This is a genomic window from Paenibacillus sp. FSL R5-0517, from assembly GCF_037974355.1.
Taxonomy (GTDB): Bacteria; Bacillota; Bacilli; order Paenibacillales; family Paenibacillaceae; genus Paenibacillus.
Genome location: NZ_CP150235.1, coordinates 5,211,450 through 5,231,802 on the forward strand (window position 1 = coordinate 5,211,450; position 20,353 = coordinate 5,231,802).

Below are 20,353 nucleotides of genomic sequence, written 5' to 3' on the forward strand. Positions count from 1 at the left end.
CTGAGAACTGGCAGAATTAAAGATAGCGAAAACACAAAAAATCACAAATTTCCGTTCCTGCTCAACATTAAGCCCGTACTTCCTCATAATTTTTTTCGCCCCCAATATATTGATTAGAGTGAATTTATGATAAAGGATGTGAAATACAGTGGCTTTCATTGAAAGATACGTAATCAATGATACCGGGGCTATAACTTTTACAGGAAATACGCTAGGGCTAAGCCGGTCCAATACGGTGGGTGTTCCCGGTACGGTGGACAGTATTGGAGGGTACATCATCACGGATACCAACGTACAGTTCGGCTCCTATCCACCTGGAACCACCAACGTATTTCAGAACAACAGCTCAGCTGCTGTTCTCAATCTGCCTGTGGGAAGTACTGTTCTCTATGCGGAACTAATCTGGGGTGGAACATTCATTGATAATCAGGAGAACAATTCGGCTTTTATTAACAAAGACGTCATTCTGACCACACCCGTCGGTGTAACCACCGTCTCTCCCGATCCAGCCACAGCTAGAGAAGTTCTACTTTCAACGGCATCTGGATTTCCAAGAACCTTCGCTTACGTAAGATCATCGGACGTAACGGATTTAATTCGAGCTAGTGGGGCAGGTATATATGTGACAGGTGGCGTAGTCGGGACGTTGTCCATTCCTGATCCGACGTCGAATCATGCAGGCTGGACACTTGGCGTAGTTTACCGCAATCCAACCTTGCCCCTGCGGAACCTTTCGATTCGGGTAGGTGCCGAGGTTATCCTTTCGACATCAGGTCCGGTTACTACACCGATTGAGGGCTTTGCAACACCATTTTCTGGCCCTCTGGCTGGCAGAGCCTTACTCGGAGCTCAAGAGGGAGATGCGAACAAAACGGGAGATCAGGCTTTGTTTGGTCCCACCGTCTCCAATCTAAGGGCATTATCCGGTCCGAACAATTTCGCAACGAATTTCTTCGCCTCCCAGATTAACGGAGATACCGGGGCATTGGACACCACAGGCACCTTCGGCAACCGAAATCAGATCAACGGGACGCCTGGGACGAATATTGTGGGCGGACGACAAGGATGGGACATTACTAACGTGGATGTCAGTACTACACTTGTGAACACCCAAACTTCCGCTTTACTGCGTTTAACAACTTCGGGCGACGGATACTTGGTTGATTCCTTTGCCCTGCAGATCAATATTAATACCCCTGTGATTACTGCCACGAAGACCGCGAGTGAACAGAATGCAATTGTCGGAGATACGATTACGTATTCGGTGCTTGTGGAAAATACTTCCGTTTCGGACGCTACGGATGTGGTGGTGTTCGACAACATTCCTGCGGGAAGCTCCTTTATACCCGACACAGTTACCATTAATGGGGTATCACAGCCGGGAACGGAGCCCCTAACCGGAATTTTTGTCGGCTCACTTCCGGCCGGCAGCTCGGTTATCGTTACATTTCAGGTGCAGGTGACCTCATTGCCTACACCACCTCGTCTGTTTGACCAAGCAAAAGTCGGTTATACAGCACCTACTGTTCCGGATGGCCCCATCATCTCCAATGAGGCTCCGTCCAATGCGGTCACTGTCCCTGTCTTTCAACCGGACATCACGATTGAGAAAAGCGCAGATACAGCCAATGCTCTAGTTGGCAGCACGGTGACATATACACTGGTCGTAACAAATGTCGGAAATATTGATGCCATCAGCACCGTAACGGACCCGATTCCGGAAGGTTCCAGCTTTGTACCAGGAAGTGTTACGGTTAATGGCACTGTACAGCCGACAGATGATCCCGTTTCTGGTATCAACGTTGGAAATGTCGCCATTGGTGATACGGTAACTGTCACATTCCAGGTACTGGTGTCTGGGCTGTTTCGGGGATTTGACTTAACGAATCAGGGGGCTGTGAACTATACCTCCCAACTGCCTGATGGGCGTGTGATCACAGACACATCTGTTTCCAACATCGTAACCGTGACTGTATCCACTCCGCTGGTCAGTGTTACCAAAACAGCAAGTGCCACTGATGCTGTTATAGGAGATACACTAACCTACACCGTAGTTATCACCAATTCAGATACTGATCCAATTGACAACGTTGTATTTGCAGATGCCATTCCAATCGGATCGGCATTTATTCCTGGCAGTGTAACCATTGATGGAATCGTTCAGCCCACAGCAGATCCGGCCACAGGGGTAAGCCTTGGAACGATTGGCCCAGGTGTGTCTGTCACCGTCACATTCAGCACTAACGTTATTTTCTTACCTGATCCGCCCGAGTTGGCTGATCAGGCACAGGTTACGTTTACGAGTGGCCCGTTCGAGCAAGCATCTTTCTCTGATCCTCTAGTCATACCCGTATATCAGCCTATCATTACAACAACCAAAAGCTCCGATCCTACCTTTGCAACCGTTGGTCAAACGTTAACATTCCAATTCAATGTCACGAATTCAGGCAATATCGCCGCAGACGCGACACTGACGGATATAATTCCGCCTGATGTTGCCTTTGTACCAGGGACCGTGATAGCCAATGGCATTCCATTGCCTGCGGCTGATCCTAATCCAGGTATTCCTTTAGGAACGCTGGCTCCGGGGGAATCCCTATTTGTTACATTTCAGATTATCGTAAATACACTGCCTGCCAATCAGCAACTAGTGAATCAGGCAACGACGGACTATACATTTAGTCCACCGGATGGGCGTGTCATTCCGGGAAGCTCCCCTTCCAATGAAATCAACATACCGATATCGTCTCCAGACCCGATTGTAACCAAAAGCGCTGATGTGATTGATGCTGTGGACGGAGATGTGATCACTTACACCATCGTTATCGATAATATTGAAAGCTTCACGGTTAATGACATCATCTTTACCGACTCGATCTCGGCCGGCTCCGAGCTTGTTCCAGATAGTGTAACCTTGAATGGGACGGTCATTCCGGGAGCCGATCCTTCTGCTGGTATTAATGTCGGCAGCATTCCTGGCAATAGTCAGGTTGTTGTGACCTTCCAGGTCAGCGTTACCGATCTGCCTGTGCCTCTGCCCAATCCTTTTTACTTGACAGATCAGGCAACCATCCAATTTACTGTCGGAACAACCACTATAGAGAACTTGTCCAATATAGTGACCATCCCCGTATATAGTCCAATTATAAATATTGAGAAATCAGCCTCCGAATCAATTGCGGTTGTGGGAGACACCATTACGTACTCTCTACTCATCACCAATACGGGGAATCTGAATGCAGATGTCATATTGTTTGACCCACTCCCGCCGGGAGAGACGTTTGTGCAGAACAGTATATTCATTAACGGGAATCGATGGAGCGGGACCAATCCAGTGACAGGCGTTATTCTGGGCACGATATCTCGTGAATTCCCTGTACATGTCACATTTCAGGCTGCAGTCACTTCGCTTCCTGATCCGCCTGTACTGAACAATCAAACCAGAGCTGACTATATTGCCATTCTGCCAGATGGTCGCATTCTCAGTGACAGCGTATTATCCAATATCGTCTCCATCCCGGTTACGGCTGAGAATATTATATCCGTATTGAAATCAACACCTGCCCAGCATGTTCAGATAGGGGAAACAATCACTTATACGATTTTGATCGAAAATAATGTATCGACGCCCATTACCGATGTTTTGCTTACGGATCCGATCCCGGTCGGTACCACATTTGTTCCAGGAAGTGTTACTGTAGATGGCACCGTTACCCCTGACGCCGATCCGTCTACAGGCATAACGATCAGTTCGATCCTGTAAAATGACTCAGTAGCCGTCACTTTTCAAGTCATAGTTAATGATAGTGTGATTAACGAGCCTATGCCTGTCCTTGTAACCAATCAGGCACAAGTCCGATTCACCACAGGAGATTTCACAGATACCGTGGAGTCCAATGCAGTGACAACACCTGTAGATCTCCCGATCATCACCATAGTCAAAGCGGCAAGTACTCAAAATGTACAGATTGGAGATACGGTTCAGTACCTGTTTACTGTCCGTAATTCAGGTCCAGTTCCAGCTCAAGTGACCTTGTTCGATATATTGTCAGCCAATACGACTTTTGTGCAGGGAAGTGTCGTATCCAATGGCAGCCGTTTACCCTCAGCCAACCCAGGTACTGGCATTCCATTGGGAACGATTGCTCCGGGGCAGCAAATGGAAGTCACATTCTCGGTGACCCTTACCTCCATACCTCCAAGTTTGGAGATTATAAATCAAGCGACTGCAAGCTTTACTTTCCTTACCGCAGACGGACGAACACTAACGGACAACTCACAATCGAATTCCATTATCCTTTATGTAAACAATCCCAATGTATCTATTATCAAAACGGCGAACAGACCTGATGCCTTACCTGGTGATGTCATTACTTATAGCATCCTTATACGCAATAATAACCGATCACTCATAAGTTCGGTTGTATTAACCGATCCTGTTCCTCAAGGAACATCATTGGTAACGGGCAGTGTAGTCGTTAACGGAGTAGCGGCACCGTTGGGAAACCCTGCGGCCGGAATCAATCTCGGCATTATTCCGCCAGGAGGCACCACCGTGTTGTCCTTCCAAGTCAGAGTAAACGCAAACACTACGCTTTCACTAATTACAAATCAGGCGAACCTCCGCTATACGTTGGGACAGACAATTTTTACACTCCAATCCAATCCCGTCAACGTACTCGTAACCGCCACTTCGCCAACACAGATTACCCTTCAAAAAACAGCGGATAAAACTTCAGTTGTTGTGGGCGACACCATCACATACCAGATCGTCGTTACCAATACGGGAAAACCAATCGTTCAGGTTACGATTACCGACCCAATTCCGACTGGAACCCAATTCGTTGAGGGTAGTGTAAGATTGGACGGACAACTGGTTGCTGGAGCTCATCCAGCCGCGGGTATTTTCATTGCATCCCTTCAGCCGGGGCATAGCGCAAGTATTACGTTTGAGGTTATCGTCATTAACCAGCCCGTAAACGGAAGTATCCTTAATCAGTTTACAGCCCAATTTCAAGCTCAGGGTCAAGCAACAGTTGGGTCACTCCAATCCGAAACAGTGGTTATTCCGAGTCGTTTGCCACAGCTCACCATTGTCAAAAGTGCAAACAAATCTGAGGTCGAAGTCCATTCTCATCTCCGTTACAAAATTTTGATTCATAACGCAAGCTCATTGCCAGCGATAGATGTCATTCTGAAAGATGTACTCCAAGCGGAGTCCACCTTTATTTGTGGCAGCGTGGTGGTTAACGGACAGCTCCTACCCGATGGAGACGTTGTGAAGGGACTTTCACTGGGGACAATCGCCCCAGGAGGGACGGTAGACATTCAATTTAATGTGCTGGTGCACAGCATACCTGAACACTGTCGATTGCTTAATCAGGCGTTATTACATTTTAACATTGCACTGCCCGATGGCAGTCTGCTTCCTTCTTTCCTAGCCTCCAATAAAACCGATGTGGAGATTATAGAACAGGAAGAATAAGCTGCGCTGGGAGCAGACTCTTCATAACCTGCCCACATGCAAAATAAACAAAGGCCATCCTTGTCAGGATGACCTTCGTTTATTTTCATTAAATACTTTGCAGTTACACGTGAAGCGCCAAAAGCAGTTTGTAGATCATCGTCACAGCTTCCGCTCGAGTCGTTTCACTGCCTGCACGAACCGTATGGTCCGTATATCCGCTAACAATCTTCGCCTGCACCGCTGCATCCAGTGCTTCCTGTGCCCAAGACGGCGTCTGCGATGCATCATTAAAACTTGGTTTAACGGATGTATTGCCAGACATCCCGGCTTGTGCCTCCGAACTTGCTTTTAGCGCATTCGCCACCATGACTGCCATCTCGGCACGGGTAATCGTCCGACCGGGCTTAAATGTGTTATCGCCGTAGCCTTTCACGATTCCAGCTTGCACGGCTGCGGCTATGTCTCTTTTCGCCCAGTCGGGCAGATTACCTTGATCTGCAAACGTTGTATCCGATTCGACAGACTTCAATGCCAGCGCCTTGCTGAGCAACGTAACAAACTCTGCCCGGGTAATCTTCTTCGATGGTTGGAATGTTCCATTTGTGTACCCTTGAATCACGTTCATACCCAGCAAACGATCTGCGTAGTCGGCAGCCCAGTGTCCACTCAGGTCAAACAGATTCAAGGGTGCATAGCTTGACACAACGAATGTGCCCAGATGATTCACATTAGCCGTTATGCTTCCTGCTGTATCCGTCTTGCCACCGATAAATACCCAGCTCTGACGAGCTTCATTATAATAGTAGATTGCAGGTTGGGTGCCATTCGGCAGTTCTGTCGAATCCACTTTCAAGCTCAATACGGCCTGATCATTCAATGTTCTTCCGCCACTGCGACTAATCTGTACAGCTTGTCCAAGTACATTCAGGGAAGCTGTCTTCTGCAACTTGTCCTTGGCCACCACGGACACTTGCAACGTATCCTTGGAACCGATGGCTCCCGTCGGAGCGTTGAATTGTACGATGTCTTTCAGACCCGTTTGGACCGGCTGATTCGCTTCCACCTCAACCTTCACTTCAGTGGATGAATCTGCCCCCGTCCCCGGCCTCGTTGGTGTGGTTGGAACGGTTGGCGTTGTTGGCACACTTGGTGTGCTTCCTCCTGAATTCCCACCAGAGTTGCCTCCATTGCCTCCACCTGAACCCCCGCCACTATTGCCTGAGCGGGGTTGTACAGTCACGGTACGGAAAACTTCCTGTGCTGCATTACCAGCGATATCCTTCACGTTATACCGAAGGGTGTAGATTCCTGCTGCTTGTGTGTTCACCGTGCCATCCACCTTCACGGAACCACGGATGCCGACATTATCAGAAGCCTGTGCTCCAGGCTCATTGTATGTGTCTCCCACATTCAACGTCATCTGGCTGCTACCTTGCAAGCTGATGACGGGAATCTCACGGTCCATTTTAATGACCAGAGGTAAAGTATACGTTTGTTCAAGATCATCGGTTGCCCGGAATAAAAGGTTGTGCTCTCCCGGCTCCGTTATCTCCAAAGGCGTATTCTCTTCATATGGCTCGTACGTCTGCCCTCCGTCACGAGACAACTCGATGATCGCAGAAGTAGCAGGTGCGTATACTGCGCCGGTTACACTAACTGTTACGGACTGGTTCGTCCATGTATCCGTGTAATATGGCTGACCGTCAGCGGTAGTCATGTTGCTTTTCAACACCAGCGCCTGATTATTCGTACCTTCCACAATGACAGTGAACGTTTTGTTTTGAGATTCCGTTCCACGCTGCACAGTTGCCGTCAGTTCCAATCGCTCATTATTGTCAGGTTGTGTTAGCAGCTTGCCTTCGTTATTCATTCGTTCCGGGTTGGAGCTGGACCAACTAATGGTTGCACCATGCTTTCCTTCAACAGGAAGGGTAAGGTCGGAAGTGACCGCGCTCAGATCACCCAAATCGATTGCTTGAATTGTATCAGTTACCGCCTGTGCATCACTATAAGGTGTGGCACTCATAAAAATTGGGTTGGAGTAGAACCACAGGTCGCGGTAGTTGCTATCATTAATTTGATTAAAACGGGTGGTTGCATCCGCAGTCGTATTTTTCGGATCAAGCTGCGGTTCGCCATTGACAGTCTCACCTGTCACGTTCATGCCCAGATTCGTCCCGCGCAGGCGGAAATACTTGTCCTGGTCTGTAGCTTGGATCTTGTACGTGATGACATTATAGCCTTCGGCATCTGTCGTCCAATCGTTGGACGTGAAAGTAGCCAGTACTCTGGTAGAGTCATTGGTGTCTTTGGTATATGCGGCTGTACCCTTCTGGACCTTGGCTGTAACATCTCCGGCGATGAGATCAACGTGATCCACAACGGGTACTTGTCCGGCGGACGCACCACTGTTGATTGGATTTTCATAGTTGTTACTCGTCGCGGGACTCTTGAAGCGAATCTTCAGCTCTACTTCATCACCTTGGGTAACATTAAGGTCTCCGCCCATCTCAACCTGATTACCCGCTCCGGATGCCGTGAAGTCCAGTGCATTGATCAGGTCACCGAATACGGAAAATGATTTCCCCGAACGCAGTCCATCCAGAACAGCCTGCATCCCTGTACCCTCAACCCAGGAATACGTCTTGGCATATTCGCCCGGAAAATAACCACTGGAATTCGTGCCAATCGTCTTGAAATGGTAGTCCGAATTGCCATAGTTCCAGAAATGACGTCCTTCTCCAAGCAATGCATCCCATAATCCGCCAACCTTGGCGACCATGTAGTCTACGCCGCCGTATGTACGGTATTTGTATCCATCATCAGCGGTCGGATTAGCTACATTGTAGCTTGTGTTGTACCCACCACGATCCGGTTCCATCTGATTGCCGAGCATGCCTTCGATACCGAATACCACTTGTGGAGCCAAATCGTTGAAATCACGGAAGTCCGCGATGGTATATTTGTTTTTGCCCCGTGAAGGGTGGTTGATCATCGCATAACTTGTCATTGGATAGTTGGTCGCGAGCCAATTGATGGCGGTTAAGGCATCCTGATGAGTCGTGTAGGCACGCCCCCCGTTCTGATCCCAATTCGCTACGTCTGCCGCATTAAACAGGTTCGCTGCGCGATTCGTGAAACGATACTCGAATTCCTTGGCAGCGTTCAGCGCTTCGGTTGAGTTCGGCTCATCCGTAAGAATCCCCACCCCAACATGTTCATGTGTAGGCATGTCCCATTCGAAACCGGAGAAGATCGTTTTACCCGCGTATTTGCCTGCATCCTGAAGGGCCTTGATCTGTGGTACCTGATATTCATTCATTCCTTGGGACATGGGAATCGGTCCACTTGGAATGTCTGCGCCGTTGTGATCCCGCTTGGATAACCGCAAGTGATCCGTCAGCGCGATCCAGTCCAGCCCATATTTGGTTAAAACCGCATCAAGCACGTCCTCCAGTGAAACCTGTGCATCATCGGACTCAAACGTATGTACATGCAAATCTCCCGTTTGCCAAGAACCTGTTGCCTGGCTGTTGATTGGTGTGTTGTCTCCTGCATCTGCATATGTTATCGCAGCAGGGAAAGCTCCCATGACCATCCCTGTAGCCAAGGGTATAAGTGTAAGCATAGCGAGCATTTTCTTGCCTTTATGAATGAACAAAATCATCCCACCACCCGTTCTGAGTTGTTGTGTCGGGAGTAAATATAAGAGACTTTTGGGGGCAGGGTCAACGGCCTGAAAGCATGTATTTAAAATTTTACATATGGCTGTATTCTTTCATATTCCGTTAAAGGTTTTTCTAACTTATCCTAACGAAGTTATACTCTATACTGCTCCATATTGGGGGAGTGAATCTAGGGATAACGCAGCAATTAGGAGGTGATGCAAAATTCAGAGATTGTTCACGATTCAGGAAAGTTCCACCACTGCTGTGGATCATTAGGAGGAGAATTGACATAGGCGGAATCATCAAGCGGAGAACATAGTGATTTTTGTAAAAAGATCAGGGTTACGCATACGCCGAGTATAGAAAAAGCACCCACGAACCACAGGCATGATATGTCCTGAAGCCGCAGGTACTTTGGGTGAGCGGGATTTTGTTGCAGCCTTTACATCTTTACTTTTGTGAACTGGGTGCAAGTTATTTGTAAGATTTAAGATGTGATTGATGAACCTACTTCCATTATTAAATTGCCTACGGTAAGTGTTTGCTCATATCATGGATAAAACCATCATTACCATAGATGGCTACAACAAGGTATTTTTGTTGAATGGGTATTGGAATAACAAGCGCTTGCTTTCCATTAAAATAATAACGGTCCTTCCTCTCGATCCAATTTTCGTCCGTGTATATAATATTCACAAAATCCATATCATGAGGCACTGCTCTATCGTGAATAACAACACAGAGATAATCCCCTAATTTCTGGACTGAAATCCCTTCCTCATCTTCTTTCCATACATACTGATTTGGTTGCATGACAAGCTTGTTCTTGGGTGATTTGGTAAGTACGGACGCTTTGGCCTCTTCCCCTTTTACACTAACCAAAAGTGCCGATTGATCATTCACGATTTTGATTTCTGCGTATTTCAGATGATGCATTTTGAGATAACTATGAATTTCTTCTTTGGTAATCGGTTCACCACTTGCGCCATTCGTTAACAGAAGCATGGATAACATTAATTCAAATAAAAATTTCATCTTATGTACTCCTTATCTACTAAAAACTTCGTATTATGCTGTTGACCAATGTAACTGATAATATCAAAAATATGGAATTCTAACAATTGAATCACAGTATAACAAAAATCATTCTTAGTTCATTTTCCGTGTTTCAACCGGATACATACGTCTGTAAAAACAGCAAAAAGTCTTTCAGATCAGATCTGAAAGACTTTCACACTTCTCAACGATAAAACATTCAACCAAACCGGCCACTAATATAATCCTGTGTACGTACATCCGCTGGCTCAGCGAACATGCTTTGGGAAGCGGAACACTCCACCACTTCGCCATTTAGGAAGAACACGGTCTGCTGGGATAATCGAGCGCCTTGCTGCAATGGTATAACGCGCTCCTTCAATTCGTGCGTCAGCTCCTCAATCTTGAAGGTAGAGAGGGGATCCATGCTGTTTGGGTCCAAAGGTCACGTGATCATAGATGGATTTGGGAAAAAGGTTCGGTTGCTGGAAGACCATGCCGATCTTCTTACCAAGGGTCTCCACATGAACTTCACCACTGTAGATATCGGATCCTCCTACGGCAACTTTACCCTCAATCCGTGTGTCGGGTATCCGGTCATTCATGCCGTGCCTGTTGTCTAATATGCTGCATGTATCATCCATATGAGAGCTTGTCTGCCTCATCCCCCCCAAAGTTCCACGTTCATAGTAAAAATAACCTATTACGTTGTAATTATAGGTGCGAATTGCAAACGGGAAATCCTGGGATTTTTAGCACATTGTCAATGTTTTCATATAAACAAAAAACATGGGCTGGAAGACATTCTCCAAGACAATTTTTTTGGGAATTTCAGATCATCATGCATACGTTGAATCATTGCAGCTACTCCTTAACACTTCAAGCTTTAATCTGCTCATATAATCGTGTGCTCACTGAAGAAGGACGAATATGCAACTCACTTAAACGTTCTTCAAGATCGCGATAGATACGTAAGACATGGTCATGATTGCCCATGGACAAATATGCTTGCATGGCACAACGATACGCTTCTTCTTCATAAGGGGAATGCCGCATGGCACGTTCCGCTGCTTCTGCTGCCTTCTTGTCGTTATGCAGTTCCAGGTACTTCTCGGACAGCTTCAGCATCAGTTCCAATGCACCGCGCTCGATCTTCTGGCTAAGTTCAGACATCCAGAAATAATCTTCCTGCGGAAGCAGTTCATCCTGATACATATGTAAAGTCCGCTCCATTTGAGCCAGTGGAACATCCTCCTCGCGTTGCATCCGAAGTACAAGTTCCAGTACATCATATACATCAGCACGGATTCGCTTTTTGTCCAGCATGTAATGTTCATTCCTGTAGCTGACCATCTGCTCCATTCCCAACTTCTTCAGGTTTTTCCTCAGCAGACTCACACAGGTATGCATATAGATTTTGGCCTTTTCGTAACGCTCATCAGGCCACAGATGGTCAATAATGCGATCCCGGTGAACAACACCGGTGATCGGGTCATGCAATAGCAAATATGCAAACAGTTCCTTCTCCTTCGCTGTACGCCACATGACCATTTCACCATTCGTAGGCGTGACACGAAAATTCCCCAACATTTGTACAAATAATTGATTTGACTCATTGCTGTTCCCCGAAGATTGCCGTGCTGGTTCCGCTGCAGTTGACTTAGCCGCATTTCCCTTATCCTTCAGCAGTCTGTCAATGGTTTTGGACAATCGGCCCATCTCAATCGGTTTAAGCAGGTAATCCAGAGCCTCATGTTCAAAAGCAGAGACAGCATAATGATCATAAGCCGTTGTAAATACAATGACGGCATCCGGTTCGACTTCATGGATATTCGCTGCAAGCTCCAATCCGCTCATGCCCGGCATCTCAATATCGAGGAACCAGATATCCGGTCGTGTATGCTGAAGTGCCTCCAGTGCCTCGAATCCATTCACCGAACGCCCAGCAATGGCGACTTCTCCCGTTCGAGTTAGAAACATCTCCAGCATATTCAGCGCATGCGGCTCATCGTCCACCAAATAGGCCTGCAACACGGTCTCTCCCCCTCTGTATTATTGATATGGAAATTTAATGGTAACCTTGGTGCCCAGACCTTGTTCACTCTGAATCACAGGTGCTTGTCCGTTCATATGTTTCAATCGTCTCTGTACATTTTGCAGGCCAATACCTTGTTCTGTATGACTTCTATTCATAATAAAGGCAACCTGCTTACCAGACATGCCCACACCATCATCCTCAACCACCACTTGAACGCTATCCTCATATCTTCGAATGGTCAAGCGAACGGTTCCGCCGTCAATCTTCTTGGATACGCCATGCCGAATGGCGTTTTCCACCAGCGGTTCAATCAGGAGCGGCATGACTTTACAGGAATATAACGAGCTGTCCACGTCCAGTTTAACCTGAAGCCGTGAACCGAATCGCTCCTGCTCTATCTCCACATAGGCTCGAATTAACTCCATCTCTTTACTAAGCGGAATCAACTCCTCCGTGTTATCCAGATGGAAGAGTATACGCAGATAACGACTGAAACTGCCTAGCAATTCTCCGGCTCTCGGCCCATCCGTAAAACATAACGACATGATGGTGCCCAACGCATTATACAGAAAATGCGGCTTGATCTGTGAACGCAAAAAGGCCATCTCGTTACTCGCCGCCTCTTTCACCAGTTGCTTCATGCCGAGCAAGGTATGGATCCGGACAAGAATTTCGCCAGCATCCAGTGGACGGGTAATAAAATCATTACCGCCGGCCTGAATGCATGCCTCAATATCTGCTGGTGTACTGCGCATGTTAATAAACAGAATTGGTAAATCTACCTGACTGAACTCCATCCGTACCTGCTTGCACAGCTCATACCCGGTCACCTCAGGCAACATCGCGTCGACAATCACAAGATCGGGCAACTTCCCACCAGCCAGAGCAGTCCGAACCTTGACATCAGAGTCAGCGAAGCTCAGATGAAAGCCTTCTGTAGCAAGCAATGTATTCAATTGTTCCATATCCACAAGATCAGATGTCGCAATTAATACGTGGGCTGAAATCACGCTTCCCACCTTTTTCTCCTCCTTCACATCAGTCTCCTGCGTTGCGGCTACCTCGGCCAAATCGGGCTTGTTGGTGCTAACTGCGTGAGGAAGCTCAATCATGATTGATGCTGCTTCATCGTTTACCACGAGTTTCCCTCTCATTGCACTGACCATTTCCGCTGCAACAGCAACCCCCGCAGCAATCTCATCCCCTTGCTGTAGAACAGGGTCTGCACCCTGACTTTGCAGAGTACTCCAATCCGAATCAGCTTCCAGATAAAGAGTAATTCGCACATGATCCAGATGCCTTTCGCACGCCAGTACCAGCTTCCCATTATGATGTTGTCCCATCATGTGGTAGACCAGGTTATACAGCACTTGCAGCAGCCGACTCTCATCCGCTATGACATAACGTGCTTCAGGCTCCAGTCTGCGAATCATAACAATTCCTTTGCCAGAAGCCAAAAATCCCAGCACTTCCGTAACCAGTGAAAGGCAGGATACCAGATCAACGCTTCCCATGGAGAGTTTTATGCTGCCATCCCTGAATCGTGATATATCAATCAGATCATTGACCAGATTGGACATTCGGTACGCCGTATTGCGAATAAGCTGAAGCTTGCCCTGAATTTCCAATTCATTGGTGCGTCTCAGTGACGTTGTGAGAAGGGAGCGGGACAGATGAATAATGCTATGGAGCGGCGAATTTAACTCATGCGAAGTCAGAAGCAAGAACTCATCCTTGGCTTTGTCCGACAGTTGAAGTTGATGCGTAAGTTGCTGCATCGAATCATATGCCTGTGTGTATTGATAGATCAGCAACATGGCAAAGGCACACAAAATCACAAGCGTTGTACAGTTCAGCAGCACCTGACTGATCGGGTACCATGTCACAATGATTCCAAGCACATAGTTGATCAGCATAAGCCAGATGCAGATGATAAGCAATTGCGCCTGGGACCGACTCCGGTTACCGTACCTTGCCCGAACATACTGATGTATAATAACCATGAAAGCCACTGCATAGGCACACAGATTAATAGCGTACATACTCTCCTGAATATAGGAATAGACACGAAATGGTGCCAGCGCAATAAATGCCAGATAGACAGTCAGTACCATGCTGGGTACCTGAAGCCACCTTTTTAACACGGGCGCGAGATCGGGAGTAAGTCTCCAGGTAATCATGCTGACAATCACAGACACTCCGTATACCGACATGTATTTCAATTTATACGCCAACTCAAAAGGAATGTCCGGCAGCAACTGTAACAGCAAACGCTCCCCGTTAGTCACAACCGTCAATGCAAAACCGATGAAGAACAGCGCATACAACAGCTGATTTCCATCCCGATGCAGACGGATATACAGATACAGAAACAACAATCCAAAAATTACCACAATCCCTATAATTAATAGCTCAAGTCCGGATTGAATGATCGTTCTTGTTTCCATGTAACTGCCTGGTCCCAGATCCATTGAGTTATAGATGCCACCACTGCGGAAATCAAAATTGGCTACTTGCAGCACAACTTCAATCTCTGTACGTTCAGGGTGAAAATAGATCGTATAAGGTTCATTGCGCGGGACGTACGAGGTGGCAGAGGTTCCCGGCTGACCGGAACGACTCATCAACTTGCCATCCACATACATTGCATCTGCAAAACGAACATAACGTTTGGCAATGGCCAGCAGCTCACCTTGCGGCACGTTTTGCACAATCAAGCGGTAGGTTCCATAACTTTTGCCTTTCATCGGATAGCCCTGGTTGTTTCTCTCGTCGTCCCAATTACCTGGCACTTGCATCATGACAGGTTTATCATGCATACTATGAATCTGCTGTGGGGAGAGCAACTGTTCCGGATAGAACTCCCACTCTCCATCCAGTGGAATGACGGATTGGCTCGTCCACTTCATACCCGCCAAGTCCAGAATGCCCTGTCTGGCCACGGGCTTTTCGTGTCCACCTGAGATCTGCCATGTTACCACTAGCGCAAGCAGCAGGGTCATGAGTCCGATCCCTAACATAAATCGATCCGTTCTGATGACTGTCATCTCTCTTTCTCCAGTAAACGTCTATCTTGCATAGCGTTATTTTCCCACTCGCACCTGAAGCTGTCCATCCTTTTTGATAACTACCATATAACGATGAAAAAAAGGCATCCGCAGATGCCTCCTGGATTTCATCTGATCCTGCTCTTCCCCAACTGAAGACAGGGACAAGCAGGATCAGCAATCTACTTTTTAATTCTGGGATGCAGCCTGAATCGCGCCGTAAGCCCAGTGATCTGCAGATACATCCTTCCATCTCGATGCACCGGACAGATCAGGCTCGATCTTCACCAAACGATTCAGCAACGTGACGGCCTCTGCTCGCGTCACAGCATCGTTCGGGCGGAATGCTCCGTCTTGCGACACACGCATGACTCCCGTTGCCAATACATGTTGAACCGCCTCTCGGGCCCAGTGCGGTGTAATATCCGTAGCTTCGCTTGGCAAAGCTGCTGTTGCTTCAGTTGCTTCTGTATTGACATCGGCAGCTGACTCTTGAATTGTCAAAATCCGCTCGATGATGACAGCCATCTCGGCACGTGTGATAGAGCGCCCTGGCATGAAATCACCCGCAGCATTACCACGCATATAACCTGCTGCTGTCGCCTTTGTAATGGCATCGCGGGCCCACTCCGCAACAGGCATATCCCGATACGATGAACTGAGCGTAGCTTCCTCGCTGTCTGAAGGTAATACGCGAGATAGCAATGCAGCCATTTCGGCACGTTGAACCGCCTGATTCGGTCTGAATGTACCGTCGGCATAACCTTGAATGTACGCTGAGGATTGGCTGCCATTCATGAGAATAATGGAAAATGTGCTGAACTTGGTGACTTCAAACTCAATTCCCGGTTGGTCTGTTACATTAAACTTAACAAGTTTACCCTTAACGAGTTCCTTGGTCCCATCGCTATGTTCAATAAATACTTGCAGCTTGTGCAGTTCCTTCTGTGTCAGGTTCGTATCCCTGATCGGTAGCACTACTGTCACCGGACGACTGCTCATATTTGTCTCAATGGTCATTGGACGACCTATTAAACGGAAGTCGGAGGTATTGATTGGCTGTTCTACAATTAATGGATCCTTCTTAATTCGCTGCTCTACTACCTCACGCCCTGCGGCATCCTTGATCGGAACAAGGTGGAAAAATACGTCCGAGTCCAGTCCTTGCAAAGATTTCGCCGGAAGTTGCAGAGATGCGTTATCCGTTTCAATATACAGATTCATCTTCTCGTCTGCCATTAGTGCAGTAGACTTGGCAGGCAGCTTCACGTTCAGTTCAGATACCTCGTCCTTCTCATCCGGAATCATGATCCGGGCAATAGTCGAACCTGCCTTCTTCAGGGTTTCAATTGCACGAGAAGTCTGCTCGGCCGTCAGATTCACCTCGTCTTTTTTGCGTCCATCTGCCCCTGTTGTTCTTTCAATAATCGTTTCTGAAACAACGGCATTCGTGTTCCGTTCATTGGTCACATTAACGGTAATCTTCTCGGAAGTGCTTGCAGACGGTGATGGTGTTAACGAACCACCGGATGAACTTCCTGAACCGGACGAACCCGGATTGGATGGGGTTGTTGGTGTAACCGGTGAGCCCACGACTGTGATTTTGCCTGGTACAATCTGCTTGTTCATCTCAATTGCATCAGCATCCGTCACCGTAAAGTGTTCAGGCAGGGCCGTGTCGACAACCTGGACCGGATACTCTCCTGCAATAACATCGGAAGCCATCGTGAATTCGATGTTAAACAACTCCTGCGGGCTCTCGGATGCCGGAATGGGACTGAGCCCACCATCCTCATCACTCCAGCCTACGATGAGTGATCCTGTTTCATTATTCACGTTATACTGTATTCCCGTTCTGTTACCTGTAACATCAGTAACCCGCATGGCTGCGGGATTGAACTTCAATCGTACCCCGTAAGAGCCGATTGGTTGATCAAGTGACACCGTATCGACCGATAGCGTTACCTTTTCACCTGCTTTTCCTTGTGCTGATCCAATGCCAACAGTTCCATTCCCGACTGGCTTTACATCTTCAAGCACAATGACTTGTCCAACTTGCCCGGTCACTTGAACCGGATCAATATCCCCTGTCCATACGCCCGTTTGCAGGGTTACTAAGCTTGGACCGATAACCGCATTTTCCTTAATCTTAAAATGAAGGGAATACAACTCCGTAGATTCATCGATGAATTGTTGAGTCATCATAGACACTTCAATGTAACCGGAAGCAGAGGTATCTTTGGTTAAATTTAATCCCTGATATTTTTCATAAGCCTGCTGGTTTACAACCTCGTCCCCTTCCACGAGTTCAAGCACAGCTGAATCGTAGGCAAAGGACAGCTCAGAGTGATAAAAAGCAAATGCTGAGCCTTTCGAATCATAAGACACAGGCACTTCGACGATATCTCCTGGTTTGCCAGATACTTCTCCGATATGAATGACAGGATCTACACTGGCCTGTGCCTGAGGAAGCCACGAAAAGATCATGGAAACCGTGAGCAGCATAGTCAGAAGCGCCTTCATGGATCGTTTGGATTTTACAGAAATTAAATACCCCTTTTGGTTTGGCAAGATAGTCACTCCCTTCTAATATTATGAATTAATTCCCAAGTAAACGCCCATAATCAGCGCTGAATCCTTCGCATCGAGTACACCATCATCATTCATGTCCAACGCTTCAATCTGACCAGGTGTTAATGTAATTAAGCCTTTAATATATTTATTGACCAATAACGCATCGGCTGGTGTAATTACGCCATCTCCATTGGCATCCCCTTTGATTCGAAGCATGATCGTTACATCCGCGCTATCAGAAAAAACAACTCCATTCTTGGCCTGCCAACCAAATGAAGTCTTAAAACCAGTAAAAGTAGAAGGTGGAATAAAACTCAACGTACTTAATTCAGCTACAGGAATAATCTGATTAGCCACCACATCAACGCCATTCAACTGTAATTTACCGCTGTCAGGCAGAGATGTGATACGAATATCCGTTATAAGCAGGTTCCCTGGATCTGCATAATTACTGTCAAAATCTGTGGATGTAAAAGTGATTGGGAGCCCATTTACAACCGTTTTGGCAAATGTACCTACAACCGGTTTAGGGGTATTATCCTGACTCAGAACTAGAGGACGAGCAGAAGTACCGTCTGCACTGAATACGACAATCCGGTCTCTCGCAGTATCTGCCATATACACTTCGCCTTCCGGATCAACACTGATCTGGTTTTTAATGTCAATCGGGTACATCTCCGTTCCGCTAAACCAGTTACCCAGGATAGGAGTATTAGGGCCTTCATAATCAGTCCGCATAATTTTATTCTCGCTCACAACGTACAAACGTTTGTTTACCAAATCCAGTGTCAGATTTGCAAGCTTGTCAGTTGTATTCTGTATACTAAGTAAAGGGGGCATAAATATACCATGACTATGGGTATACCCATAATTTTGTCCAGCCTCGTTAATACCGGAGATTGCACTGGAATATTCATTTAAAGCACCAACATTTCCACCTACCGAGTTTTCCAGGTAACCATAGGCAAATTTAGTGTTTTTCTGTGTAGCATCATTCGCCACGCTGATCTGGTTATAAATTACAGCTATAGCTTCTTTGTTGAACTGTTTAAATCTGATGACATTGCGAATATACCATTGCTGACCTTCAACTTGACCCAAACTCATCCATTGTTTATTTTTTAATTCAATCGGTGGCGCGTTTTCTGTACCATCCGGGTTAAAAACATGGATCTGTAAGGCTGCACCTGATTCGGCTGCATAGATTAATCCATCGTTCCCCATCGTAACGGCCGTCACCTGATTGACCTCTATCGTCGACAGCACTTCGCCTTCCGGTGTAGCGCGAATAACCCGATTGTTACCGCTATCTGCGATCAACATTTCTGTTTCGCCATCAGCCGTCTTGTACAACTTAATATCTGTAGGTCGATTTAAAGAAAGGGGCTCTGTTGCAGCCATGGCCGATGAAGATGGGAAACCCACGCTTATGAGTAATGTAATGACAAGAGCAAGCACACTCCATCGTTTTCTGTTGACTCTTGCACCCCTTTTAGTGTGTAGACTCAAACCGTCTCCTCCTTAAAACTTCTGATTATGTTCATTATCAATATAACAAGTAGCTCTTAACAATCACTGAACAGAAACATGTTTGGATATCGAATACAGGCATACCAAAAAACGACCAGACCAAACGGATGCCCGTTTAATCCAGTCGTTCTCTTTCATTCCTTTTCCCTCAGCATGAATTAGAAATCTGCAAACACCTTATCGAACCCAGCCTTCGACTTGGCAAATAGTTCATTCGTACCAAGATGCGATGCAGGTGCCAACACCTCCTGAGCCACGACACCGTTGTAGCCAATAACCTTCAGATTTCTCAGAAAACCTTTCAGATCTATTACACCTTCCCCAGGATACAAGCGTTCTCCGTCCTTCAATTGCTCGATCGGCAAATCATAGGCATCATTGATATGCACATGAACAATCTGCTCTTTCTTCAGCTTCAACAGATCTTCCATCGGTAAACCATTCGTATGCCAGTGATAGGAATCTACAAGCAAGCCTACGTTAGGCGCATGAATGGTTTCAATCCAGTCCAGCGTATCTTCCACACGCCAGATAAACGGATTCTTCCATTGCGTCCGCAAGTGATGGCAACCAACAAACTCCAGCCCTAACTTAATCCCGTAAGCGTCCAGAATATCTGCGCAGAGTCTCAAACGTTTCGTAGCTGCCGCCATAAATTGCGCTGCTGGCTGATCTGTTGATGGTAAAATATACGTGCAACAGTTGTAACAGTCCAGCGAAGCAGAAGCTTCAGCCATGGCAACCAACGATTGTAATCCCTCACGGAATTGCTCATCTGTTGTCCGCCACTCCACCGTCAGACCCGATGAACCGATAATGACCTGATTGCTATCCAGCAGATGTTGCGCCCGCTCCTTGCCATACGTTTCAATCAATGAGAGCGGATTCAAATCTACAGATCCGAAACCATACTTGGCCGCGCCAGTGATATATTGTTCATCAGACTCGATGTTGCCCAGTCCCGCATTCGTTAACCCTCTAATCATCCCAATCT

General features: G+C 47.0%; 9 protein-coding genes and 1 pseudogene. 2 read left to right on the forward strand and 8 right to left on the reverse strand.

What is annotated here, in order from left to right; genetic code table 11:
- Positions 1 to 148: 148 nt before the first annotated feature.
- Both MKX40_RS23300 and MKX40_RS23305 read left to right on the forward strand, forming a co-directional pair.
- Positions 149 to 3,763, forward strand: a complete 3,615-nt coding sequence (locus tag MKX40_RS23300; protein ID WP_339236700.1) for a hypothetical protein — start codon at positions 149 to 151, stop codon at positions 3,761 to 3,763.
- A gap of 60 nt (positions 3,764 to 3,823) precedes the next feature.
- Positions 3,824 to 5,485, forward strand: coding sequence for a DUF11 domain-containing protein (locus tag MKX40_RS23305; RefSeq protein ID WP_339236702.1), 1,662 nt, complete (start codon positions 3,824 to 3,826; stop codon positions 5,483 to 5,485).
- A gap of 103 nt (positions 5,486 to 5,588) precedes the next feature.
- Here the strand turns inward: MKX40_RS23305 and MKX40_RS23310 are convergent, their stop codons facing one another.
- The 8 genes and pseudogenes from MKX40_RS23310 to MKX40_RS23345 form a co-directional block, all read right to left on the reverse strand.
- Positions 5,589 to 9,128 carry an S-layer homology domain-containing protein gene (locus tag MKX40_RS23310; RefSeq protein WP_339236705.1) on the reverse strand — a complete coding sequence of 1,180 codons (3,540 nt, stop codon included), beginning with the start codon at positions 9,126 to 9,128 and terminating at the stop codon, positions 5,589 to 5,591.
- A 535-nt stretch (positions 9,129 to 9,663) separates the two neighbouring features.
- The gene (locus tag MKX40_RS23315) at positions 9,664 to 10,170 is read right to left on the reverse strand and encodes a hypothetical protein (RefSeq protein ID WP_339236707.1); all 507 of its coding nucleotides are present in this window, start codon (positions 10,168 to 10,170) and stop codon (positions 9,664 to 9,666) included.
- 220 nt (positions 10,171 to 10,390) lie between these two features.
- Positions 10,391 to 10,799, reverse strand: a pseudogene (locus tag MKX40_RS23320) (hypothetical protein); the annotation flags it as partial.
- A gap of 250 nt (positions 10,800 to 11,049) precedes the next feature.
- Complete coding sequence (locus MKX40_RS23325; RefSeq protein WP_339236709.1) at positions 11,050 to 12,204, reverse strand: response regulator; 1,155 nt, start codon at positions 12,202 to 12,204, stop codon at positions 11,050 to 11,052.
- An 18-nt stretch (positions 12,205 to 12,222) separates the two neighbouring features.
- Entirely contained in the window at positions 12,223 to 15,255 is a 3,033-nt protein-coding gene (locus MKX40_RS23330; RefSeq protein ID WP_339236711.1) for a histidine kinase, read from the reverse strand.
- Positions 15,256 to 15,444: 189 nt separating this feature from the next.
- Entirely contained in the window at positions 15,445 to 17,826 is a 2,382-nt protein-coding gene (locus MKX40_RS23335) for an S-layer homology domain-containing protein (RefSeq protein ID WP_339236713.1), read from the reverse strand.
- A 21-nt stretch (positions 17,827 to 17,847) separates the two neighbouring features.
- Positions 17,848 to 19,338: a dockerin type I domain-containing protein gene (locus MKX40_RS23340; protein ID WP_339236716.1), complete on the reverse strand. Its 1,491-nt coding sequence runs from the start codon at positions 19,336 to 19,338 to the stop codon at positions 17,848 to 17,850.
- A gap of 179 nt (positions 19,339 to 19,517) precedes the next feature.
- Positions 19,518 to 20,345 carry a sugar phosphate isomerase/epimerase family protein gene (locus MKX40_RS23345; protein ID WP_339236718.1) on the reverse strand — a complete coding sequence of 276 codons (828 nt, stop codon included), beginning with the start codon at positions 20,343 to 20,345 and terminating at the stop codon, positions 19,518 to 19,520.
- Positions 20,346 to 20,353 lie beyond the last annotated feature (8 nt).